We start from the raw sequence: 23,106 nt of genomic DNA, 5'->3' as shown, positions 1-23,106 counted from the left end.
CGAGCGTCCATGCGGCCCGCGTCGTCCGGCACTCGTACCACTTGCGCCGTCCGGCCGGTGTCCGACTTCGAGGGACGCAGCTGGTCATCACACGGGGGAATTCCTACATGCACCGCATTTCCGACGGGTTCACCATGCGCAGGCTCCTCACCGCGGGCATCGCGGCGGTGGGCCTCGCCCTGGCGTCGCCGGCCGCCGCCGTCGCCGCACCGGCCCTCGCCGCGCCCGCGTCGGCGGCCCAGGCCGCCGACTACGAGCAGAAACTCGCCGTCGCCGTCAAGTTCGGCCTCGGCGACCGTACCGACCTGATCGAACGCGCCGACCGCGACTTCGTCATCGCGCTCTGGAAGCACATCAAGGACGATTCCGACCACCTCGAGGTCCGCACCGCCGCGGAACAGGCGTACACCACTTCGGACGCCGCGTGTCACCAGTTCATCGTGGCTGACGTGCTGGTCGCGATCGAGCGCGATGCCGCGCGGGAGCTGCGGGAGGCCGAGGAGAAGCGGCGCAGCGATCTGGCCCGCAGCACCGCCGCCGCGGCCATCGACATCGTCGCCGGCCCGGAGATGCTCAACACCACGGACCTGAACTTCATCCGGCTGATCTGGGAGAGCGCCGACCGGAGCGAGAAGTGGCCCCGGGTCAAGGCCGCCGCCCGGGCCGCCCGGGACGGCAGCGAGCAGGAGCAGCGCGACTTCATCGCCACCGGCCTGGCCGCCGCCGCCAAGCAGGACACCGACGACCGCATCCGGCGGGACGAGCAGAAGACCCAGGAGCAGAAGGCCGCCGAGCTGGCCCGCGCCGCGAAGCAGTTCGCCGCCAACCGGATCGGCCTGCCGGTCACCAAGGAACTGCTCGACCTGCCCGATCGCGACTTCGTCGTGACGGTCTGGCACCACCAGGCCGACGGCACCCAGGTCCGGATCGCCGCCGTCCAGGCCGCCGGCAGCCTCGTGCCGGCCGACTGGAAGGCCTTCATCGACACCGGCATCCACCAGGCCAGGGACCGTGACATCCAGATCGCCCTGGACAGGAAGGCGGCCGAGGAGCGCCGTCTCGTCGAGGACATCCTCGCCCGGGCCGAGAAGGCCGGACAGCTCAACCTGCCGCAGGCCGCCCGCAAGGCCCTCGCCGGCACACCCGCGGACGTCGCCGAGTTCCTGCACTTCGGTCAGTACGCGGTCAAGCCCGACCTGCCGGACGCCCTCAACGACGGCGTCCGCTTCGGCCGGGTCACCGGCCTCGGCGGCAAGTGCGTCGACATCGCCAACAGCCGCACCGAGGACGGCACGCCGGTGCAGCTGACCGCCTGCAACGGCAACGACGCCCAGGACGTGAGCTCGCCCGGCGACGGCACCCTGCGAGTCTTCGGCAAGTGCGTCGACGCCGGTGGACCGGCGACCGGCGCCCCCGGGGACCAGCTCGTCCACCTGTGGTCCTGCAACGGCACCGGTCCCCAGCGGTGGCAGCAGCGCCCCAACGGCACCATCTACCACCCGGCGACGGACCGCTGCCTCGACGTACCCAGCGGCAACGACGGCGCGCAGCTGTACGTCCACGCCTGCAACCTCGGCGAGCACCAGCAGTGGAAGCTCCCGGCCGCCTCCGGCGCCCGCTTCGGCAAGGTGATCGGGGTGTCCGGCAAGTGCCTCGACGTGGTCCTCGGCCGCAACCACGACGGCAACGCCGTGCAACTGTACGGCTGCAACAGCGGTTCGGCGCAGGACGTCACGATTCCCGGCGACGGCACCCTGCGGGTGGTCGGCAAGTGCGTCGACGCCGCGGGCCCGGCGTTCGGCGGTCCCGGGGAGCGGCTCGTCTACCTGTGGTCCTGCAACGGCACCCCCGCCCAGCAGTGGAGCCAGAGCTCCGACGGCACGCTGTACAACGCGCTGACCAAGTTCTGCCTGGACGTACCCAGCACGAACGAGGGCACCCAGCTGTACGTCCACTCCTGCAACGGCGGCGCCCACCAGCAGTGGAAGCTTCCGAAGGCCGGCTAGGAGCGTCCTACCCGGTTCGCTGACGCGCTCCGTACCCCACGGCGATCGCCATGGGGTACGGAGCGCTCTCTGTTTCGCCGGACGCCGGGCATGGCAACCGTTTGTCAACTGCGCGGCAACAGCCCGGGGCGAGAGTCTCCGTCGTACGCAATGGACGGTGCCGCCGGCGCGATCGCGGGGCGGCACCGGCGACGAAGGGGAGATACCAGTGCAGAAGACCCTGGGACGGCTTGCCGACGGTCTGCTGGCGCGCCTGCTGCCGGCGGACGTCGCCTCGGCCGAGGTGTGCAGCCCGGCCTCGTGGTGTCACGCCAGCGGGTGCAGCAACGGCCGGGGCTGGCGGATCGACGCGCACCGCCAGCCGAACTGCAACATCAGCTACTCGTACAGCGAGTGGCCGGCCAGCTGCTAGAGGCGGACCGTCCCGGACCCGGGACGTCGTCCGGCGCCGCGCACCGGCCGGCCGGGTGCCACCCGGCCGGCCGGTCCCGGTCGCCCGCCCATCCTCGGAGGAGTCCTGTCGTGGTCTATGTCGTTGCGGCGGTCGTCGCCACCGCCGTCCTCTGCGTGTTCAACCTCGTCCTGACGCTGGGCCTGATCCGCCGGCAGCGGCTGCCGGACGCATCGTCCGGGCCGAGCCTGCCCGGTGGCGACCTGGTCGTCGGCGCGGGCCGGCGGGTCGGCGCGTTCCAGGCGCAGACGCTCGACGGTGAGCCGGTGAGCGACGACGCGCTCGCCGCCGGCACGGTCGTCGGCTTCTTCGCGCCGGGCTGTGGGCCGTGCGCCGAGCTGCTGCCCGCCTTCGTCGACCGGGTGAGCCGGATCCCCGGCGGCCGGGACGCCGCGCTGGCGGTCCTGAGTGGCTCCGGGGACGGATTCGACGCCTACGTCGCGGCTCTCACGGGGGTCAGCCGCGTGGTGGTCGAGCCGGCCGACGGGCCCGTGGCCACCGCGTTCCAGGTGCGCAGCTTTCCCGCGTTCGCCGTGCTCGACGACCGGCAGCGGGTACGCAGCAGCGGCGTGACCGCCGGCGTCTTCGCGGCCCCGGCCGCGACCCGGTAGGCGGGCCGAGGGTTGGCGAACCACCGGAAACGCGCCGCGCTCCTGCGTGCCGTCGCCCTGGTCCGGCGGGCCGCCCCGGCCAGCCTGGTGCTGTCGCTGGTGGTCAGCGTGGCGGCCGCCGCCGTGCCGGTCGCGGTGGCCTGGCTGACCAAGGTGGTGCTCGACGGCGTGAGCCGCGGCAGCGGCGGCCCGGCGCTGAGGACCACGGCCGTCCTGCTCGCGATCGCGAGCGCGATGGTGCTGATCCTGCCGGAGCTGCTGCAGTACCTGCGGGCGCGGCTGAGCCGGGCGGCGTCCGCGCTCGCCCAGGATCGCCTGCTGGCCGCGGTCCTGCGCTTGCCCGGGCTGGCGCCGTTCGAGAACCCGGCCTTCCTGGACCGGCTGCGGCTGGCCCGGCAGGCGGCCGGCAGCGCGCCCGACGCGACCGTCGACGGCGCCGTCGGCCTGCTCCGGTCGATGCTGGTCGTCGGGGGCTTCGTCGGCTCGCTCGCCGTGCTCAGCCCGGTGATGACCCTGGTCGTCGCGGCGGCGGCGCTGCCCGCGCTCTGGGCGCAGCTGGCCCTCGCCGGCCACCGGGCCACCGCCATGGCGCGGATGACCCCGGTCGTGCGACGCGAGATCTTCTACGGTGAGCTGCTGCTGGACGTGCAGGCGGCCAAGGAGATCAGGCTCTTCGGCACGGGCCGGTTCCTGCGGTCGAGGGTGCGCCGCTTGCGGGCGGACACCGACGCCCGGCACCGCCGGATGGACCGGGCGGACCTGCTCACCCAGGGCGGCCTGACGCTGCTGGCGGCCGCCATCGCGGGCGGCGGCCTGGTCTGGGCGGTGCTGGCCGCCGGGTCCGGCCGGCTCACCGTCGGCGACGTCTCGATGTTCGTCGCCGCGGTGGCCGGCGTGCAGGGCGGCCTGGCCGGCGCGGTCCGTGACCTCGGCTCGACCCGCCAGCACCTGCTGCTGTTCCGCCACTATCTCGACGTCGTGGACGCCGAGCCCGGCCCCGAGCCGCCCGCCGCGGCGGCACCACCCGCGCTGCGGCACGGCATCGAGCTGCACGACGTGTGGTTCCGGTATGCCGACGACCACCCGTGGATCCTGCGGGGCGTCGACCTGTTCATCCCGGCGGGCGCCGCGGTGGCGCTGGTCGGCCAGAACGGCGCGGGCAAGAGCACGCTGGTCAAGCTGCTCTGCCGCCTGTACGAACCGACCCGCGGCCGGATCCTGTGGGACGGCGTCGACGTGCGGGACATCCCCGTCGCCGCGCTGCGGGAACGGATGTCCGCCGTGTTCCAGGACTTCATGCGCTACGACCTGAGCGCGCGGGAGAACATCGCCCTCGGCGACCTCGACGCGCTCGACGATCCGCAGCGGATCCGGCGGGCCGCCCGGCGGGCCGGGGTGGACCGGACCGTCGCCGGGCTGCCCCGCGGCTACGACACACTGCTGACCCGCAGCTTCTTCGACGGATCCGACGGCGGCGACCCCGACCCGGGGGTGGTGCTGTCGGGCGGGCAGTGGCAGCGCCTGGCGCTGGCCAGGGCGATGCTGCGCGACGGGCGCGACCTGCTGATCCTCGACGAGCCGAGCGCCGGGCTCGATCCCGCCGCGGAGCACGAGATCCACGTCGGCCTGCGGGCGCACCGGCAGGGCCGGACCAGCCTGCTGATCTCCCACCGCCTCGGTGTGCTGCGCGACGCGGACCGCATCGTGGTGCTCGCCGACGGCCGCATCGCCGAACAGGGACGCCACGACGAGCTGGTCGCCGCCGGCGGCCGCTACGCCGAGCTCTTCCGGTTGCAGGCCGGCCCGTACCGCGACGGCGAGCCGGCGTTGCCCGCACGGGGACCGCGTCGATGAGCGCCCTCCTGGTCGCCGCCGGGCTGCTCGGGCTGGCCGCGGTGGGTCTGCTCGCGGCTCGCCGGCGCCTGCTGCTCGTCACGGTGGACGGCGACAGCATGACGCCCGCACTGCACGACGGCGACCGGGTGCTGGTGCGCCGCGCCGGGATCGGTCAGGTCCGCCGCGGCGAGGTGGTGATCGTGGAGCGGCCCGGCGACGACGGGCGGTGGACCTCGCCCGGACCGGCGCGGCGGCGCCTGATGGTGAAGCGGATCGGGGCCGTGCCCGGCGACCCGGTGCCCGCCCACCTCGGGCCGGCGCTCGCGGCGCTGCGCGGCCCGGTGCCCGAAGGCTGCCTCGTCGTGCTCGGCGACCGGGCCGAGGGCAGTTTCGACTCCCGGTTCATCGGTTACGTGCCGGCCGACCGGCTGGTGGGAGTGGTGCGCTGGTCGCTGCGGGCCGCGCGCCCCGGACGGTGAGGATCATGGATTTGTATCTGTCGACCGGCGTGCGGGTGCTGCTGGTGCTGGTGTTCGCTACGGCCGTCGCGGGCAAGGCCGGACCGGCCCGGTTCGCCGCCTTCGCCGGTTCGCTGCGCGGCATCCCGCTCGCCCGGCAGCGGCCGCGGGCGGCCGCGTTCGGTGTCGTCGCCGCCGAGACGGGAACCGTCGCGTTGCTCTGCGCGCCGGGCACCGCACGCGTCGGTCTGGTCGCGGCCGCCGCCTTGGCCCTGCTCCTGGCGGCCGGCGTCGCGGGTGCCCTGCGCACCGGCGTGCAGGCGGCCTGCCGGTGCTTCGGCGCGGCCGCGGAACCGCTGCGCTGGCACCACGTGGTACGCAACCTCGTGCTCGCGACGCTGGCCGCGGCCGCCGCGGCGGTGGGGCACACCACCGCGGCACACCCGGCCGGCATCGCGCTCGCGGCCGGCGTCGCCGCCGTCCTCGCCCTGGTCGTCATCCGCTTCGACGACATCGCCGCCGTGTTCCGGGCACCCTAGGCGTGGACCGCGTCGAGTGCCGCCCGTACCCTGCCGGCGGCCGCGCTGCCGAGCTCGCTGAGCGTGTGCCACGCCGCGGTCAGAGACCGCTCGGCCTGCTCGGGCGGACCGGCCCGGCCGAGCACCTCCAGCGCCAGGGCCCCGGCGAGCCGGAACCCGCCGGCGGTGGCGATGGCGAGCGCCTGCTCGGCGTACTCGCAGGCGGTCCGACGGTCACCGACCGCAAGAGCGGCCTGGGCCCGCAGCGTGCGGCCCTGACTGGCGAGCAGCCGGTAGTCCTCGTTGTCCGCCAACCGCACCGCCTCGTCCGCCGCGGCCGCAGCCTCCTCCGGGCGTCCGGCATCCAGACCGGCCTGTCCGCGGCTGACCAGGGCATCGGCGACGAGGTACCGGAGCCCGAGCTCGCGAGCCAGGTGGACGGCCTCCTCGTGGTAGCGCAGGGCGAGCGGCAGGTCGCCGCGGACGCGGGCGACGGCGCCCAGTGCGGACAACGCCGAGACTCTGCGGTACGGCAGATCCGTACGGTCCACCACGTCCAGGCCTTCCACCGCGCAGCGCAACGCCTCGTCGCTCCGGCCCGCCTCGAGGTGAGCCGCGGCCAGGCGGACGAGCGAGAAGGCGGTCCCGTCGGCGCGACCGTTCAGGCGGTACAGCGTCAGCGCCTCGTCGTGATACCTGACGGCCTCTGCCACCCTCCCCCGGTCGAGTTCCACCTCGCCCAGGTTGGACAGCGCGACCGCCGCGCCGCCCGCCGAGCTCGCCTCGCGGTACAGCCGCAGTGCCTCCCGGTAGTGCTCCGCCGCCTCGTCCGGGCGGCCCAGCTGCAGCGCCGTCCCGCCGAGGCCGTTGCGGCAGTTGGCCTCGCCGTTGACGTCACCGACGTCCCGGAACAGCGTCAGCGCCGCCTCGAAGTACCCGGCCGTGTCCTTGAGCCGGCCGAGCGCGATCGAGATCTCGCCGAGATTGGCCAGGGCCGCCGCCTCGCCCCGGCGCCAGCCGGCCTCACGGGCGGTGTCCGCGGACCGCACGGCGAGGTCCATCGCTTCCCGGTACTCCCCCGCGTGCTCCTCGGCCTGAGCGGTGCTGAGCAGCATGGCGGCGGTCGCCGCGCCGTCGCCGGCGGCCTCGGCGGCACGCAGCGCCGGCCCGGCGACGGCGAGAGCGTCGATGGCGTTGCCCTGCTGGAACATGTGACGCCGGAGGCCGTCCGCCAGCAACCAGGCCGTCGGCTGGGCCGTCCCGGCGGCATGGGTGATGACCGCGACGATGTTGGCCAGCTCCCGGTCCAGCCACGCCCGGGCCTGGCCGACCTCGGACCACGGCGGCGTCCGCCCCGGGGAAAGCGCCTCGTCGCGCGGCAACCGCAACGCGTTCGGATCGATCATGGCCGCCGCGGCGTCCACCCGTGCCCGCAGGTACGCGGACAACCGGTCGGTGGCCTCGGCCGTCTCCCCCGCGGGGCCGCTGCCGGCGAGCTCCTGGCCGTACTCGCGCACCAGGTCGTGGAAGGCGAACCGGCCGCCGCCCTCGGTGAGCATGTGGGCTCCGACGAGGTGCCCGAGCAGGGGGACGGCATCCGCCCGCCCGACACCGGCCACCGCGGCCGCGGTGTCGGCGTCGAAGTCGAGCAGCGGCGCCGCGGCCAGCAGCCGGAACATGCGCGCGGTCGCCGGCGCCAGCCGCTGGTGCGACCGGTCGACGAGGGACCGGACCGCCGACCGCACGTCACCGTCGGGCGTCAGGCGCGACAGCCGGCCCCCGGCCCGCAGGTTCGCCAGTTGCTGCGACAACGTCATGCCGGGGTGCGCGGCCAGTTCCGCGCCGACGATGCGCAAGGCGAGCGGCAGATGTCCGCAGGCGGCGGCCAGGGCCGCCGCGGTGACCGGCTCGCGGCCGACGCGGTCGCCGCCCACGACGGCGGCGAGCAGCCCGACGGCCTCGTCCGACGGCAGTGCGTCCAGCTCCACCAGCGACGCCCCGTCCCGGGCCACCAGGCCGGGCATGCGGTGACGGCTGGTCACGAGCGTCATGGCGGTCGATCCGCCCGGCAGCAGCGCACGCACCTGGTCGGCGCCGGCGACGTTGTCGAGTAGCACGAGCACCCGGCGGCCCGCGGTCATGGTCCGGTACAAGGCGGATGCCTCGTCCAAGGTGCCCGGCACCCGGCTGGGTGCCACCCCGAGCGCGCGCAGGAAGGCGGAGACGACGCGCAGCGTGGGCACCGGAGCGTCCCAGTCGTGGCCTCGCAGGTCGTGGTAGAGCTGCGCATCCGGGTACTCCGCGAGGGCCCGGTGGGCCCACCGGAGGGCGAGCGCCGTCTTGCCGATGCCGCCCATGCCGGTGATCAGGACCGGCGTGGGCGGATGCCGCGCCGCCGCCGCGTCCAGCCGGTCGAGGGCGTCGCGACGACCGACGAAGAAGGCCGGCTGGGCGGGAAGCTGCGCCGGGCCGGCCGGCGGCTCCGGTGGCGCCGCGATCACGGCCGGCGGTGGTTCCGGCGGCGTGTTCTCACCGCGCAGGATCGCGGCATGGGCAGCGCGAAGTTCCTGACCGGGATCCAGGCCCTCGTGATCCGCCAGCCACCGGCGCCGCGCGTCGAAGGCGCGCAGTGCGTCGGAGGTACGGCCACAGCGGTCCAGTGCCCGCATGTACAGGGCCAGCAGCAGTTCCCGCTCGGGGTGTTCGCCCACCAGGGTCGCCAGCTCGCCGACGAGCTCCCGGTGCCCGCCGAGGTCGAGCTCGGCGGCGGCATGGTCCTCGATGGCGGTCAGCCGGAGCTCCTCGAGGTCGCGACAGAGGCGCTCGCGCAGCGCGACCGACAGCGTGCCGTCGAGCACGGGCCCGCGCCACAGCGCCAGGGCGTCGGCCAGCAGCTTCCGGCGCCCCGCCACGGACGGCTCCGAGCGGGCCGTGCCGACCATCGCCCGGAACCGATAGGCGTCGACCGCCTCGGGAGCCACCTGCAACGAGTACCCGGACCCGGCGGTGAGCAGCCGTGGTTGCTCCCGCACCGGCAACCGGCCGAACACACCGCGAAGGCGCGCCACGTGGGTCCGCAGGGTTCGCTGCGCCTGCGCCGGGCGATCCTGCCCCTCCCACAGCAGCTCGATGAGCCGTTCCGCGGGGATGGCCTGCCCCGGGTGCATCAGGAGGACGCCGAGCAGGCACCGTTCGCGCCGCCGCCCGGCCGCCACCTCACCGCCGTCCGCGAGCACCCGGAGCGGACCCAGGATCCCGAATTCCACGCGCGACACAGTAGCGGTCCCCCGCTGCTCGGACGCACCCATAACATTGCCGGGCCGGGGTATGCGACAGGGATGTCGCCGCCCGCGGAACCGTCGACGACGCACCGGCGCGCGCCGGCCGTCGCCCCGGCGCCCGGTGAGCTCGCCGAGCTCGGCACGCTGGGCGCCGGTGGCACCTGGACCGTCCACGGGCGCCGGCTCCGGGTCACCAACCTGGACAAGGTGCTGTTCCCCGGCCGCCCCGGGGAACCGCCGGTGACCAAGCGGGAGTTTCTGCACTACACCGCCCGGATCGCGCCCGCTCTGACGCCGTACCTGGCCGGGCGCGCGATCAATCTGCACCGGTATCCGAACGGCGCGCACACCAAGGGCTTCTGGCACAAGGAGCTGCCCGACCACGCGCCCGACTGGCTGCCGCGCTGGACCAACCCCGAGGCCGATCCGGGCGAGACCCGCACGTACCTGGTGGTGGACGAGCCGGCCGCACTGGTCTGGGCGGCGAACTTCGGCGCGCTCGAATGGCATCCGTGGACGTCACGCACCGAGACGCCGCACCAGCCGACGTACGCTCTGATCGACATCGACCCCGGCACCACGACGACCTGGGACGACGTCCTGACCCTGGCCAGGCTGCACCGCACGGCGCTCGAACACCTCGGCGTCACCGCCCGCGCGAAGGTGACCGGGCGGCGCGGCATCCAGATCTGGGTGCCGATCGCCGCCGGACCGGACTTCGCGCAGACCCGGGACTGGGTGCAGCGGCTGTCGCGGACCATCGGCGCCGTGGTACCGGAGCTCGTGAGCTGGAAGTGGCAGAAGAGCGACCGGGGCGGGCTGGCTCGGTTGGACTACACGCAGAACGCGATCAACCGCACCCTCGTCGCCCCGTACAGCACGCGGCCGGCGCCGGGCGCCCCGGTGTCCGCGCCGATCGACTGGGCCGAGCTGGACGATCCCGCACTGCGCCCGGACGGTTTCACCGTGCGCAGCATCCTGGCCCGCTGCGAGCAGCGGGGTGATCTCTTCCGGGACGTGCTCGACCGGCCGCAGCGCCTGCCACCGCTGGTCTGACGACCGGACCGCGTGCGCGGCGGCGCTACTCGGCCGGGGGCGAGTCACCGGTCGGGTGACCGGTGTCGTCCACCAGGCCGGGCGCCATGCTGCCGCCGTGGGCATCCTGCTCGGGATGCTCCTGCTCGGCGTGCGACCGGTCCGCCCGCTCGCGGCCGGCCTCGGCCGGTCCCGGTCCGTCCTGCGTCGTGACCTGCTCAGGATTGACGTCGCTCATGATCGGGCTATACCCATCTGCCCCGCGGTCACGCCTGCCGCATCACCCCTGGGGGTGCAAAGACGAGGATCCATGCTCATACATGCCGGAAAGCGGGGTACGCGCCTGCCCTGGCACTCTTTACCGGAGGTGTGATCATGACTACCGATCGGGCGCGCACAGCGTCCCGCCGCTCACTCGTCCAGACCGCGGCCCTCGCCGTCGGCGTCGTCTTCCTGCTCGTCGGCGTCCTCGGCTTCATTCCCGGCATCACGACCGGCTACGACACCATGACCTTCGCCGGGCACGAGTCCGACGCCGCGCTGCTCGGCATCTTCGAGGTGTCCGTGCTGCACAACATCGTGCATCTGCTGTTCGGCGTCGCAGGCGTGGCGATGGCCCGCACCGCGCCGGGAGCGCGCCTCTACCTCCTGGGCGGCGGCGCGATCTACCTGGTGCTCTGGCTCTACGGGTTGATCATCGACCACGACAGCGCCGCCAACTTCGTCCCGGTCAACACCGCCGACGACTGGCTGCACTTCCTGCTGGGGATCGGCATGATCGGCCTGGGGCTGCTCACCACCCGGCGCCGCACCGTCTGACCGGACGCGGTGCCGCCCCCGGCCACTCCGGGGGCGGCACCGAGGACGGAGTTTGCCCGGTCGCCGGAGGGGAAGTCGCCGGTCATGAGTGACTCCGAAGTACGCGCCGACCGGCATCCCACCGACGAACCCGACGGCACGACGGCCCACGCCGCCTCCCTGCGCCCGCCGGGCGAGTCGGTGACCACCGGAGAGGACGACCCCGGTGATCAGCGCGAGGCCGGCATGGACGGGGGCTACGACGCCGCTGCCGTGTCGGGTGACACCGACGCCTACCGCCCGGACTGACCGAGGCGTCATCCCTGAGGCCCCCGGACGGCGATGCGGGCGAGGTGCGGCAGCAACCACGGGGCGATGTGCCGGCGTACGCCGTCGGGGGTGAAGTGCAGGCCGTCGCCGCGGACCCGCACCCCGCCGGCGCGCCAGGTGAACTCGCCGTCCGGGCAGACCCGGCGGTTGAGGTCGAGGACCGCGGCGCCATGGCGTCGCGCGGCGTCCTTCAACAGGGCGTTCCAGGCGTCGACCCGCTGCGGCTGGTCCTCCGGCCACAGTCCTCCGTCGGGCCGTTCCGCCCGGCGGGTGTACGGCGCGGTGAGCAGCACCGGCACCGCGCCCCGCGAGGTGACGGTGCGGATCGCCAGGTCCAGTTCGCCGCGCAGGTAGGCGTCGTAGTCCGGCTGCCCGACGTGGCGGTACCGCCCGTCGAGCTTGCGGTCCATCAGCTCCCAGCGGTCCAGCAGGATCACCGCCACATCGGGGTCGTCCTGGCGGACGTTCCGGCGCCAGCGGCGGTCCCAGGTCTCGCAGCCCGGATAGTTGGTGTGCGGGAAGCCGATGTAGCGGATCTCCGGCAACCGCGCGATGCCACAGCCCTGCACGCCCCGGGACTCGATGTCCAGCCTCGACTGCTCGGGCAGGTAGGTGCCGAGCGACCAGGCGACGGAGTCACCGAAGATGCTGATCCGCGGCTTGCCGGGACGACGGCCCGGACGCTGCGCCGGCGGCGGTGTCGTCATGGCCGCGTCGCGTGTGCGCGGACCGGCGCCGGCGCTGGGCACGGTCAGGGCCTGGTCCAGGTCGATGGCGGCGGCGGGTGGCACCGGCGGCGGCACGGTCGCCAGCACGGCGACCACCGCGGTCGCCGCCGTCGTGGCGCCGGCCAGCCCGGGGGTGAACGCCGGGCGGCGGATCCACCGGGCATGCCGCAGTGGCCGCTCCACCAGCACGTACGACGCGGCGGCCACGGCCAGGGTCGCCGTGACCCGTACCGCGAGCAGCCCCGGACCCGTCAGGCCGGTACGGTCCGCGCTCAGCCACTGGAACAGCGGCCAGTGCCACAGATAGACCCCGTACGAGATGCGCCCCAGCCAGACCAGCGGCGCCACCGCGAGCAGCCGCGCCATCGGCGCGCCGGGAGACACCACGACGTGGGCCAGGACGGCCATCACGGCGAGCGCGGCCACCACGAAACCGCCGTGGTACAGCCACCGGTCGGCGCCGTCGGCGCCGATCCACAAGCCGGCGGTGACCGCGGCCCCCACGGCGGCGGCCGCACCGAGCAGCCGCCGGAGCGCCGGTGACGCGTCGCGCCCCGCCGTACCGCGGGTCAGCACGACGGCCAGAGCCGCCCCGCCCAGCAGCGCCGCCGCCCGGGTGTCGGTCCCGTAGTACGCGCGGTCGGCGTGGGCCGGGCCGGACAGGACCGCCGCGGCGATCCAGGAGCCGGCGGCGCCGGCGCCGCACACCGCCAGCAGGGCACGCCGCCGCCGGTGCCGGGCCAGCGCCAGCACCAGGACCACGAGCAGCGGCCAGAGCAGATAGAACTGCTCCTCGATGGCCAGCGACCAGGTGTGCTGCAGGGGCGACGGCGCCGCCGTCTCCGCGAAGTAGCCGCCGCCGCGGTCCATCATCCGCCAGTTGGCGACGTAGGCGACGGCGGACAGGGCGTCCAGCCGCAGCGCCGGCAGTTCCTCCGGCGCGGACGTCCCGCGGCCGACGACGACCACGGTGCCCAGGACCAGCAGCAGCGCCGGAAGCAACCGGCGGGCCCGGCGGGCCCAGAACGCCGGCAGGTCGATGCGCCCGGACCCCCGGTACTCGGCGAGCAGCAGCGAGGTGATCAGGAAGCCGGAGAGCACGAAGAAGGCGTCGACACCGAGAAAGCCTCCGCCGAGCACGGCCACCCCGCCGTGGAAGAGCAGGACGGCGCCGACGGCGAGGGCTCGGACGCCGTCGAGGGCCGGAGAATAGGCCAGGGAGAACGGCGAAGAAGGCACGGGCACGCGCCGGCTTACCCCGGCGGGCCGGTCGTACACCTGCAAATTGCAACACGCTGCAACAACATGGCTACGGTATGACACTGGCGCTACGGGGGAGGAAGCAACCGCCAGCAGGAGGCCCCTCATGAACCGCGGCGAGCGACAACTGCAGGACACCCTCGGCACTCGGCAGCAAGCCGACGCCTTCCACGCGCGACAGACCCTGCCCTACCTCAACGACAGGATGCAGTCCTTCATCGCACGGCAGACGATGATGTTCCTGGCCACAGCCGACGCGAGCGGCAGCTGCGACAACACCTTCCGGGCCGGGCCGCCCGGGTTCGTCCGGGTGCTCGACGAGGAGCACCTCAGCTGGCCGGAGTACCGCGGCAACGGCGTCATGGCGAGCCTCGGCAACATCACCGAGAACCCCCGGGTCGGGCTCCTCTTCATCGACTTCGGCGAGGTCGTCGGGCTGCACGTCAACGGCACGGCGGAGATCATCTCGGATCCCGGGGACCAGGCCGGCACACCGCCCGGGCAACGCGCCCGGCTCTGGGTCGTCGCCCGGGTGCAGGAGGCCTACATCCACTGTGCGAAGAACATCCCGCGCCTCGTGGAGGTCCCCCGGCAGCGCGGGCGCAGCTCCACGGCGGAACAACCGAAGAAGAGCGAATACTTCATACCGGACCCGGTGAGCCGGGCCCGGTCGCTGCCTCCGGCACCCGCCGGCCGGACGGGAAGCAGGTAGCTGCGCCGGTTGCCGGACCGGGAGTGACGGGCGCGACGCCGCCGGCGGCGGCCGGTTTCCCGCCGCCGGCGGCGCGATACCGTGCCCCCGTGGGAGGCGGTGCCGGCACGTCGAGGGTGCGGCGTCCCTTGTCGCCGGCGCGGATCTGGGCGCTGGGCGAACGGCATCCGCTGCTGCTCGACGTGCTGCTGGCCGCCGCCACGGCGGCGGTGAGCCTCGCGCTCGGGCGACAGGAGTATCCGGGCGACTGGCGGCCGATGGACGGGGCCGGCGTCGCCCTGACCTGCCTGGCGAGCCTGACCCTGGTGGCGCGCCGTCGGGCGCCGATGGCCGTCCTCCTCGGGCACGGCGTCCTCTGGTGCGTCTACGTGACGGCGGGTTACTGGCCCGTCGTCAACAGCGCCGGGGCGCTGCTCACGCTCTACACCGTCGCCGCGCTGCGGCCGCCCCGGGTGACCCTCGCCGCCGCCGTGCTCACCGGCATGATCTGGGTGTACGCGGGCCTGGTGGGCGACGCGGACGCCGTCCCGACGGTCCTGGGTCAGAGCGTCGTCTGGACCTCGGTGGTCTGCTGGTTCGGCAGCCGCGCCCGGCTCCTGGCCGAGCGTGGCCGCCGGCTCGAGCGCCTCACCACGCTCCTGCGGCGCGACCGCGAGGAACGGGCGCGGCGGGCGGTCGTCAGGGAGCGGGTCCGCATCGCCCGGGAGCTGCACGACGTCGTCGCGCACCACATGTCGGTGGTCTCGGTGCAGGCCGGCCTCGCCCGGTACGTGCTGCGCTCCGATCCCGAGACGTCGCATGCCGCGCTGGGAACGGTCCTCGACAGCAGCAGCGAGGCGCTCGGGGAGATGCGCCGCCTGCTGACCGTGCTGCGGGTCGACCCGGAGGAGCCCGGGGCCGACGACACGCAGGGTTCCGCACTGCGGCTGGAGCGCCTCCAGGAACTCGTGGACCGCGTGCGCCGGGCCGGAGTGACGGTCGACGTGGTCGTCGCCGGCACCCCGCGACGGCTGCCGCCCGGTGTGGACCTGTGCGCCTACCGCGTCATCCAGGAGAGCCTGACCAATGTGCTCAGGCACGCCGGCGGCGCCTCGGTCACCGTGACCCTGCGGTACGACGCCGACCGGTTCCACGCCCGGATCGTCGACGACGGCGGGACAGCGGCGTCCGTCGTACCGGAGCCGGCGGGCGGCGGGCAGGGCCTGGCCGGCATGCGCGAACGCGCGGCGCTCTACGGCGGCAGCGTCACCGCCGGTCCCCGTCCGGCGGGCGGGTTCGAGGTCGTGCTCACCCTGCCCGTCGCCCGGTGACCGGAAGCCGGACGACGGTCCGGCCCGGTAGAGAACGCCGTTTGCCGTCCCGTTCTGCGGGTACGTGCCCGGCTTCCGAGTCCCCACGCGAGGAGCGCACCGTGGCCGAGTCCCGCATGCTGCCAGGCACCGACGAGTCGTACTGGATGGACACGACCTCGGCCACCGCCTATCCGGCGCTCACCGCGGACCTCGCCGACGTCGACGTGGTCGTCGTCGGCGGCGGCATCGCCGGGCTGTGCACGGCGTGGGAGCTCACCGAGGCCGGGCGGACCGTGGCGCTGGTGGAGGCGGACCGGATCGCGGCGGGTGTCACGGGATACACCACGGCGAAGCTGTCCGTGCTCCACACGCTGATCTACGACAAGGTACGCACGTCCTCCGGCCCGGACGCGGCGCGGCTCTACGCCGAGTCCCAGCGGCTGGCGGTGCGGCGGGTGGCCGAGCTGACCGCGCGGCTAGGCATCGACTGCGACCTGGAGCGCGTGCCCGCGTTCACGTACGCGGAGTCGCCCGACGGCCTCGACCGGATCCGGGCCGAGGCCGACGCCGCGGCCGAGGCCGGGCTGGCGGCCTCCTTCGTCACCGAGACGGGCCTGCCGTTCCCGGTCGCCGGCGCCGTCCGGGTCGAGGACCAGGCGCAGTTCCATCCCCGCAAGTACCTGCTCGCCCTCGCCGAGGACCTCACGCGCCGCGGCGGGCGGATCTTCGAACGGACCCGGGCGACCGGGCTGGACGAGGGCGACCCCTGCACGGTGACCACCGAGGGCGGGCACACCATCACCGCCCGGCAGGTGGTCGTCGCCACCCACTACCCCGTGTTCGACCGGGCGCTGCTGTTCGCCCGCCTCGAACCCCGACGCGAGCTGGTGGTCGCCGCGGCGATCCCCGCCGACCGCGACCCCGGGGGCGTGTACCTCACCACCGAGCAGAACACCCGGTCGGTGCGCACCGCCCCGTACCGCGACGGGCAGCGGCTGCTCATCGTGACCGGCGAGCACTTCACGCCCGGCACGTCGGACGTCACCGGGCACTGGCGGAAGCTCGCCGAGTGGACCGGGCAGCGCTTCCCTGGCGCGCAGATCGCCTACCGCTGGGCGACCCAGGACAACACCACCACCGACCAGGTGCCCTTCATCGGACGCTTCCATCCCGGCACCGACCGGGTGTACGTCGCCACCGGCTTCGGCGGCTGGGGTATGAGCACCGGCGTGCTGACCGGACAGCTGCTCGCCGCGTGCCTCACCGGGGCCGAGCCCCCGTGGGCCGGCCTCTACGACCCGCGCCGGCTCCACCCGGCGCGCGAGGCCGGTTCGATGCTGAAACTCCAGGCCAAGGTGGCCGGTCACTTCGTCGGCGACCGGGTACGACCGTCCCGCGTCGACTCGGTCGAGGACATCGCGCCGGGCACCGGCGCCGTCGTCCGGGTACGCGGACGGCAGTGTGCCGCCTACCGGGACGACACCGGCCGGATTCACGCCGTGTCGGCCCGGTGCACCCACCTGGGCTGCATCGTCCACTTCAACGACGCCGAAACCGCCTGGGAGTGCCCGTGCCACGGCTCCCGGTTCGGGATCGACGGCGCGGTCGTCCAGGGTCCGGCCAACAAGCCCCTGGAGCCCCGGGACCTCGCCTAGGACGTGGCGGTCGCCGTGGTGGTGCGGGCCGGGCCGGCCTCATGGCGGCTACCGGCTCACCGCCCCAGGGGCCGCCCCGTGGTCGCATCGACATGGTCGGGCACCTCGTCGTGACGGTCGCCGACCGACGAGGTGCCCACCGGCTCGAACAGCAGCAACGCGGTGTCGACCGGCGCGTACGGCTTGTGCGCGGTCCCCCGCGGCACGGTGAGGACAGCGCCGCGGGTCAGCCGCACGGTTCGCTCACCGGCGGGCTCACGCAGCGAGATGTGCAGCTCTCCCTCCAGCACCAGGAAGAATTCGTCGGTGTCCTCGTGCGTGTGCCACAGATGCTCGCCGCGGACCTTGGCGACGCGGACGTCGTAGTCGTTGACCCGGGTGACGACGTGCGGACTCCACAGCGCGTCGAAGGAGGCCAGCGCCGCGGCCAGGACGATCGGTTCGGTAGGCATGCCACCATCGTCGCGGCGGCGGTACGGCGGCGTGAGTGCTAGAAATGGCGGATGGCGCAAGAATCCTCGCACCGGGTCGTGCTGGTCGTCGACGACAACTCGAACCCGTTCGAGCTCGGCTGCGCCACGGAGATCTTCGGACTGCGCCGCCCGGAGATCGGCCGCAACCTCTACGACTTCCGCATCTGCTCCCCCGAGCCCCGCACGCCGATGCGCGACGGGTTCTTCACGCTCACCGGGGTCGGCGGCCTCGACCTGGCCGACTCGGCGGACACGCTGATCGTGCCCAACCGCCCCGACGTCGAGACTCCCCGCCGCCCGGCCCTGCTCGAGGCGGTACGCCGGGCACACCGCCGGGGCGCGCGGCTGGTCGGATTCTGCAGCGGCGCCTTCACCCTCGCCGAGGCGGGCGTCCTGGACGGCCGCCGGGCCACCGCGCACTGGCAGTGGGCGGACGCGTTCCGGACCCGCTTCCCGTCCGTACGCCTCGAGGCCGACGTGCTCTTCGTCGACGACGGCGACGTCCTCACCGCCGCGGGCAGCGCCGCGGCGCTCGATCTCGGCCTGCACATCGTGCGCCGCGACCACGGCGCCGACATCGCCAACGCCGTGAGCCGGCGGCTGGTCTTCGCCGCTCACCGCGACGGCGGACAGCGGCAGTTCGTGGAGCGGCCCATCCCCGACGTGCCGGACGAGTCGCTCGCACCGCTCCTGGCCTGGGCCCAGGCGAGGCTGGACCGGCCGCTGTCCGTGCCGGAGCTCGCCGCGCACGCCGCGGTCAGCCCGGCCACCCTGCACCGCCGGTTCCGTGCCCAGCTCGGCACCACGCCGCTGGCCTGGCTCACCGGCGAACGGATCGCGCTGGCCTGCCGGCTGATCGAACGCGGCGAGGCCCGGCTCGACGTCGTCGCCCGCAGCTGCGGGCTCGGCACCGCCACCAACCTCCGGGCGCTGCTGCGCCGCCACACCGGCCTCTCCCCGTCCCAGTACCGCAGCCGCTTCGCCGCGCGGTAGCAGCCGGACCCCTGGCTGCTGAGGGCAGCTACCTGTTTGCACCCGTACTGATCCAGAGCTGCACCATGCCGACCGTTAGATGGGCGAACGGCCATGGGCTGCTCGGCCCGGGAGCGCGTCGAAGGCGGTTCTGCATGGGATGGTCTGTGGCGCGGCCGACCCCGGGTGCATCCTGGCGGCGGTCGATCGGTGCGGGCGCGTGGGCGCGGTACCTGGTGCTGGGCATGGTCGCCCTGGCGGCCTTCCTGCTCTGCCCGCGCATGCTCGGCATCGCGGTCTTCGCCCTGGTCATGGGGTCCGGCGTGGTGGCGGCGGTCGTCGGCGTCCGGCGGCACCGGCCGGCGCGCGGGGCGGGATGGTGGCTGCTGATCGCGGCGCTCGCCGTGTCGACGCTGGCCAACACCATGTTCGCGGTCGGCTTCGAGGTCTACGGCCAGGGCGTCTTCCTGTCGATCGTGGACGGCGTCTACTTCCTGATGTACGGGCTGCTGATCGCCGGGCTGGCGGTCGTCGTGCCGCGGCGCTCCTGGGCCTGGACGGCGGCCGAGCTCGTCGACGCCGGAGTGGTCACCGCGGGCGTCGCGGCACTCTGGTGGACCGTGGTGGTGCAGCCGTACCTCCACCAGCCCGGCGCGAACTCGGCCATGGTGGGCACCTGGATGGCGTACGCGGTGTGCGATCTGCTGATCCTCACCGGCCTGGCCCGGCTGATCTTCACGACGGGCTCCCGGCGCCCGGTCAGCGCTCTGCTGACCGCCTCGCTCGTCGCGCTGCTGGCCGGCGACGTCGTCTACTTCGCGCGGGCCGCGCTGGACGGCTACATCTCGGTGAGCAACCTCGACAACGCCCTGTGGCTCACCTGGGCCCTGCTGTTCGGCGCCGCCTCGCTGCACCCCTCGGCCGCCGGGCTCGGCCGGGTCCGCCGGGCCACCCGCGGCGTGCGCTCCGGCCGGTTGCTGGTCTTCGCCGGCATCGCCTTCCTGTGCCCCCTCGCCGTCGTCACCGGCGTCCGCATCGTCCAGCGCTACGCCGCGAGCACCGCCTGGTACGACACGCTCGTGCCCACCCTGCTGGGCGCGATCATCTCCGCCCTGCTCGTCGTGCGGCTCGGCATGCTGGCCCGGGTCGCCCAGCGCCGGGCGACCCTGCTGGACCGGCAGGCCGCCGAGCTGACGAGGGCCCTGCGCGACCAGGAGACGCTGCAGCGGCAACTCACCCACCGCGCGCTGCACGACCCGCTCACCGGCCTGCCCAACCGTGCGCTGCTGCTGGAGCGGCTGGAGCGGTCCCTCGCCCGCCGCCCGGTCACCGGCGCGCCCGCGCTGCTGCTGGTGGGCCTGGACGGCTTCGCCGACGTCAACGACACGCTCGGCCACGAGGCCGGCGACCGGGTGCTGGTCGAGCTGTCGACCCGGCTGCTGGGCCTGCTCACCGAGTCCGACAGCCTGGCCCGGGTCGGCGCCGACGAGTTCGCGTTGCTGCTGGAGGACCCGGCGGCCACCGACCCCGCGCTGCGCGCCGCACAGGTCATGGCGGCCGGCCGCATCCCGTACGCGCACGACGGCCGCGAGGTGCTCGTCACCGCCAGCATCGGGTACCGCGTGATGGACACGCCGCTGACCGCCGCCGAGGCGCTCCGCGACGCGGGGGCGGCGCTGCGCACCGCCAAGGCCGACGGCCGCAACCGGATCGCCGCCTTCGACGCCGACCTGCGCAGCCACCGGGTGGACACCGCCCGGCTCGTGGACGACCTGCGCCGGGCACTCACCGACGGCGAGTTCCGCCTGCACTACCAGCCGGTGGTCGACTCGCGCACCGGCGAGGTGCGGTCCCTGGAGGCGCTGCTGCGCTGGACCAAGCCGGACGGCACGCACGTCGCGCCCGACGAGTTCATCCCGGCCGCCGAGGACAGCGGGCTGATCGTCCCGATCGGCGCGTGGGTGCTGCGCCACGCCACCGAGCAGGCCGCCGGGTGGCATCGCCGGTTCGGCCTGAGCCTGTCGGTCAACGTCTCGGGCCACCAGCTCACCGACCCGCAGTTCGCGCAGACGGTTCTCGACGCGCTGTCGGCCAGCGGACTGCCGCCGACCGCCCTGATCCTGGAGATCACCGAGACCGCGTTGGTCGCGGTGACCGGCTCCGCCGCGACGGATGTGCACGCCTGTCTGCAATGGCTGCGCGAGCACGGCATCCGCATCGCCATCGACGACTTCGGCACCGGCTACGCGTCCCTGTCCTACCTGCGGCACCTGCCCGTCGACATCCTCAAGATCGACCGGTCCTTCGTGCGCTCCGACGGCGGCAGCGCCCCCGGCCCGCAGGATCACGCGTTCATCCGGGCCATCCTGCACCTCAGCGAGACGCTGCGGCTGAGCACCATCGCCGAGGGCGTCGAGACGCCCCAGCAGGCGGCGCTGTTGCAGCACATGAACTGCCACCTGGCGCAGGGCTTCCTGTTCCACCGGCCGATGACCCGGGAAGCCGTCGACCGGCTGCTCGCCGACGTGCCGTCCGAGCCGGGCGACACGCACGGCACCCATCTCACGGCCGCCTGAGACGGCACCTGGGCACCTACCGCGGGACCGCGGTCCGGAGGACGACATCGGCGTGATCGCCGGGACGGGCTCGGCGCGCGAACTCACCGTCTGCCATGGTGGTTCCGCGTTGACAAAGCCCAGTTCGCCGGAAGGATCTTGCATGACACCGGATGCCGCCACCGGAGACCGGCGGGACGTCGTACCGTTTCGCCAGGCCGTTCGCGCCTGGTTCACGATCTCGCTGCAGACCTTCGGCGGTCCCGCGGGACAGATCGCCGTCATGCAGCACCACCTGGTCGACGAGCGCCGCTGGATCGGCCAGCGCCGGTTCCTGCACGCGCTGAACTACTGCATGCTGCTGCCCGGTCCCGAGGCACAGCAGCTCGCGATCTACGTGGGCTGGCTGCTGAACGGCCTGCGCGGCGGACTGGTCGCCGGCACGCTGTTCGTCCTGCCGGGCCTGGTCGCGCTGCTCGCGCTCTCCGGCATCTACGTGACGTACGGCGACACGACCGTCGTCGCCGCCCTGTTCGCCGGCCTCGCCCCCGCCGTGGTCGCGATCGTCGCCCAGGCGGTGTGGCGCGTCGGCAACCGCGCGCTGACCAACCGGGTCCTGCTCGGCCTCGCGATCGCCGCCTTCGCCGCCCTCGCCGTGTTCGGCACGCCGTTCCCGGTCGTCATCGCGGTAGCCGCGCTCGCCGGCTGGGCCCTGCACCGCTGGGGCTCGCCGGTCGTCGCCGCGGGAGGGGAACAGAAGGACGCCGGGGAGCGGCCGGAACCGCTCATCTCCGACGACATCCTTCACCACGAGCAGCCGTCCGGACGGCGTACCGCGACGATCCTCTCCGTGGGTCTCGTCTGCTGGTTGCTGCCGGTTGCCGGGTTCGCGCTGTTCACCGGCCGCGACAGCGTCTTCACCCAGCAAGGGCTGTTCTTCTCCGGCACCGCCGTCGTCACCTTCGGCGGCGCCTATGCCGTGCTCGCCTTCGTCGCCCAGCGCGCCGTCGAGCACTACGGCTGGCTCACCGCCGGCGACATGGTCCGCGGCCTCGCGCTCGCGGAGAGCACGCCCGGACCGCTGATCATGGTGGTCCAGTTCGTCGCGTTCCTCGGCGCCTACCGCGCCCCCGGCCCGCTCGACCCGTGGACGGCCGGCATCGCCGCGTCGCTGCTGACCACGTGGGTGACCTTCGTGCCCTGCTTCCTGTTCGTCCTGCTCGGCGCCCCCTACATCGAGAGGCTTCGCGGCAATCACGCCCTCTCCGCCGCGCTGACCGGCATCACCGCCGCCGTCGTCGGCGTCATCGCCAACCTCGGGCTGTACTTCGCCGTGCACACCCTGTTCGAGCGCACCCGCGAGGTCGACGCCGGCGTCGTCCACCTCACCGTGCCCGATGCCGCCACCGTACGGCCCGCGTCCGTCGCCATCACGGTCGTGGCCGTCGCTCTGATTTTCTGGCGCAAGTGGTCGGTCCTGCGGGTCCTGGGCGTGTGCGGCGCACTCGGGCTCGCCGCCGGCCTCGCCGGGCTGCCCGGCACCTGAACGACCTCCCGCCACCCCTTCCCGCCGATACCCCCTGGGGGTATATTCGGCGAGTCGTCGAAGGAGGCCTGTCATGAATCACTCCATCCACCAGCACGGCCACCACGTGGGCTCCGCGCAGGCGGGCACGTCGTGGCGGACGGCGGCGCAGGCGACCCTGCACTGCCTGACCGGCTGCGCCATCGGCGAGGTGCTCGGCATGGTGATCGGCACCGCGCTGGGCTGGCCGGCCTGGCCGACGGTCGTCCTGGCGGTCGCGCTGGCGTTCGTGTTCGGCTACGCCCTCACCATGCGCGGCGTGCTGCGCGCCGGCGTGGACGTGCGCACCGCGCTGACGGTCGCCCTGGCGGCCGACACCGTCTCCATCACGGTCATGGAGATCCTGGACAACGCCGTCATGCTGGTCGTGCCCGGCGCCATGGAGGCCGGCCTGACCAGCGGGGTCTTCTGGGCGTCGCTGGCGTTCGCGCTGGCCGTGGCGTTCGTGCTCACCGTCCCGGTCAACCGGTGGCTGATCTCGCACGGCCAGGGCCACGCGGTGGTGCACCGGTACCACCACTGACCGGGCACAGCCCGCGGCGGGCGGGCG

General features: G+C 74.0%; 20 protein-coding genes. 16 read left to right on the top strand and 4 right to left on the bottom strand.

Annotation, left to right across the window (positions count from 1 at the left end; translation table 11 throughout):
• Positions 1–107 precede the first annotated feature (107 nt).
• The 6 genes from IEY99_RS25530 to IEY99_RS25505 all read left to right on the top strand — a co-directional run bounded on the left by IEY99_RS25530 (position 108) and on the right by IEY99_RS25505 (position 5,901).
• Entirely contained in the window at positions 108–2,006 is a 1,899-nt protein-coding gene (locus IEY99_RS25530) for a ricin-type beta-trefoil lectin domain protein (RefSeq protein WP_189206614.1), read from the top strand.
• A gap of 208 nt (positions 2,007–2,214) precedes the next feature.
• Positions 2,215–2,418, top strand: a complete 204-nt coding sequence (locus tag IEY99_RS25525) for a hypothetical protein (RefSeq protein WP_189206613.1) — start codon at positions 2,215–2,217, stop codon at positions 2,416–2,418.
• 110 nt (positions 2,419–2,528) lie between these two features.
• Positions 2,529–3,068: a TlpA family protein disulfide reductase gene (locus IEY99_RS25520; RefSeq protein WP_189206612.1), complete on the top strand. Its 540-nt coding sequence runs from the start codon at positions 2,529–2,531 to the stop codon at positions 3,066–3,068.
• A 12-nt stretch (positions 3,069–3,080) separates the two neighbouring features.
• Complete coding sequence (locus tag IEY99_RS25515; RefSeq protein ID WP_229799239.1) at positions 3,081–4,922, top strand: ABC transporter ATP-binding protein; 1,842 nt, start codon at positions 3,081–3,083, stop codon at positions 4,920–4,922.
• The gene (locus IEY99_RS25510) at positions 4,919–5,383 is read left to right on the top strand and encodes a S26 family signal peptidase (protein WP_189206611.1); all 465 of its coding nucleotides are present in this window, start codon (positions 4,919–4,921) and stop codon (positions 5,381–5,383) included. Before IEY99_RS25515 ends, IEY99_RS25510 begins: the two co-directional genes overlap by 4 nt.
• A gap of 5 nt (positions 5,384–5,388) precedes the next feature.
• Entirely contained in the window at positions 5,389–5,901 is a 513-nt protein-coding gene (locus IEY99_RS25505) for a MauE/DoxX family redox-associated membrane protein (RefSeq protein ID WP_189206610.1), read from the top strand.
• Here the strand turns inward: IEY99_RS25505 and IEY99_RS25500 are convergent.
• On the bottom strand, positions 5,898–9,146 hold the full coding sequence (locus tag IEY99_RS25500) for an AfsR/SARP family transcriptional regulator (protein WP_189206609.1): 3,249 nt from the start codon (positions 9,144–9,146) through the stop codon (positions 5,898–5,900). The two genes, IEY99_RS25505 and IEY99_RS25500, sit on opposite strands and share 4 nt — an antisense overlap.
• A gap of 72 nt (positions 9,147–9,218) precedes the next feature.
• On the opposite strand from IEY99_RS25500, the gene IEY99_RS25495 reads away from it, so the two are divergent.
• Positions 9,219–10,217, top strand: a complete 999-nt coding sequence (locus tag IEY99_RS25495; protein WP_229799238.1) for a DNA polymerase domain-containing protein — start codon at positions 9,219–9,221, stop codon at positions 10,215–10,217.
• Between the two features lie 25 nt (positions 10,218–10,242).
• On the opposite strand, the gene IEY99_RS25490 is transcribed toward IEY99_RS25495, so the two are convergent.
• On the bottom strand, positions 10,243–10,434 hold the full coding sequence (locus tag IEY99_RS25490; protein ID WP_189206608.1) for a hypothetical protein: 192 nt from the start codon (positions 10,432–10,434) through the stop codon (positions 10,243–10,245).
• Positions 10,435–10,571: 137 nt separating this feature from the next.
• Between IEY99_RS25490 and IEY99_RS25485 the strand changes: the two genes are divergently transcribed.
• Positions 10,572–11,015, top strand: coding sequence for a DUF4383 domain-containing protein (locus IEY99_RS25485; RefSeq protein WP_189206607.1), 444 nt, complete (start codon positions 10,572–10,574; stop codon positions 11,013–11,015).
• An 84-nt stretch (positions 11,016–11,099) separates the two neighbouring features.
• Positions 11,100–11,303, top strand: a complete 204-nt coding sequence (locus tag IEY99_RS25480) for a hypothetical protein (protein ID WP_189206606.1) — start codon at positions 11,100–11,102, stop codon at positions 11,301–11,303.
• Between the two features lie 8 nt (positions 11,304–11,311).
• On the opposite strand, the gene IEY99_RS25475 is transcribed toward IEY99_RS25480, so the two are convergent.
• On the bottom strand, positions 11,312–13,297 hold the full coding sequence (locus tag IEY99_RS25475; RefSeq protein WP_229799237.1) for an acyltransferase family protein: 1,986 nt from the start codon (positions 13,295–13,297) through the stop codon (positions 11,312–11,314).
• A 121-nt stretch (positions 13,298–13,418) separates the two neighbouring features.
• Between IEY99_RS25475 and IEY99_RS25470 the strand changes: the two genes are divergently transcribed.
• From IEY99_RS25470 to IEY99_RS25460, 3 genes are all read left to right on the top strand, one after another.
• Positions 13,419–14,024, top strand: a complete 606-nt coding sequence (locus IEY99_RS25470) for a pyridoxamine 5'-phosphate oxidase family protein (RefSeq protein WP_189206604.1) — start codon at positions 13,419–13,421, stop codon at positions 14,022–14,024.
• 89 nt (positions 14,025–14,113) lie between these two features.
• Entirely contained in the window at positions 14,114–15,334 is a 1,221-nt protein-coding gene (locus tag IEY99_RS25465; protein ID WP_229799236.1) for a sensor histidine kinase, read from the top strand.
• Positions 15,335–15,435: 101 nt separating this feature from the next.
• Positions 15,436–16,971, top strand: coding sequence for an FAD-dependent oxidoreductase (locus IEY99_RS25460; protein WP_229799235.1), 1,536 nt, complete (start codon positions 15,436–15,438; stop codon positions 16,969–16,971).
• A 56-nt stretch (positions 16,972–17,027) separates the two neighbouring features.
• On the opposite strand, the gene IEY99_RS25455 is transcribed toward IEY99_RS25460, so the two are convergent.
• Positions 17,028–17,423, bottom strand: a complete 396-nt coding sequence (locus IEY99_RS25455) for a cupin domain-containing protein (RefSeq protein WP_189206603.1) — start codon at positions 17,421–17,423, stop codon at positions 17,028–17,030.
• A 51-nt stretch (positions 17,424–17,474) separates the two neighbouring features.
• Between IEY99_RS25455 and IEY99_RS25450 the strand changes: the two genes are divergently transcribed.
• The 4 genes from IEY99_RS25450 (at position 17,475) to IEY99_RS25435 (ending at position 23,079) form a co-directional block, all read left to right on the top strand.
• Complete coding sequence (locus IEY99_RS25450; protein ID WP_189206602.1) at positions 17,475–18,437, top strand: GlxA family transcriptional regulator; 963 nt, start codon at positions 17,475–17,477, stop codon at positions 18,435–18,437.
• 134 nt (positions 18,438–18,571) lie between these two features.
• Entirely contained in the window at positions 18,572–20,992 is a 2,421-nt protein-coding gene (locus IEY99_RS25445) for a putative bifunctional diguanylate cyclase/phosphodiesterase (RefSeq protein ID WP_189206601.1), read from the top strand.
• Between the two features lie 142 nt (positions 20,993–21,134).
• Positions 21,135–22,517: a chromate efflux transporter gene (chrA, locus tag IEY99_RS25440; RefSeq protein ID WP_189206600.1), complete on the top strand. Its 1,383-nt coding sequence runs from the start codon at positions 21,135–21,137 to the stop codon at positions 22,515–22,517.
• 73 nt (positions 22,518–22,590) lie between these two features.
• Entirely contained in the window at positions 22,591–23,079 is a 489-nt protein-coding gene (locus IEY99_RS25435) for a DUF4396 domain-containing protein (protein WP_189206599.1), read from the top strand.
• The last annotated feature ends 27 nt before the right edge of the window (positions 23,080–23,106 follow it).

The organism is Couchioplanes azureus, from assembly GCF_014648355.1.
Taxonomy (GTDB): Bacteria; Actinomycetota; Actinomycetes; order Mycobacteriales; family Micromonosporaceae; genus Actinoplanes; species Actinoplanes azureus.
This window is presented reverse-complemented; position numbering and strand designations above follow the sequence as displayed.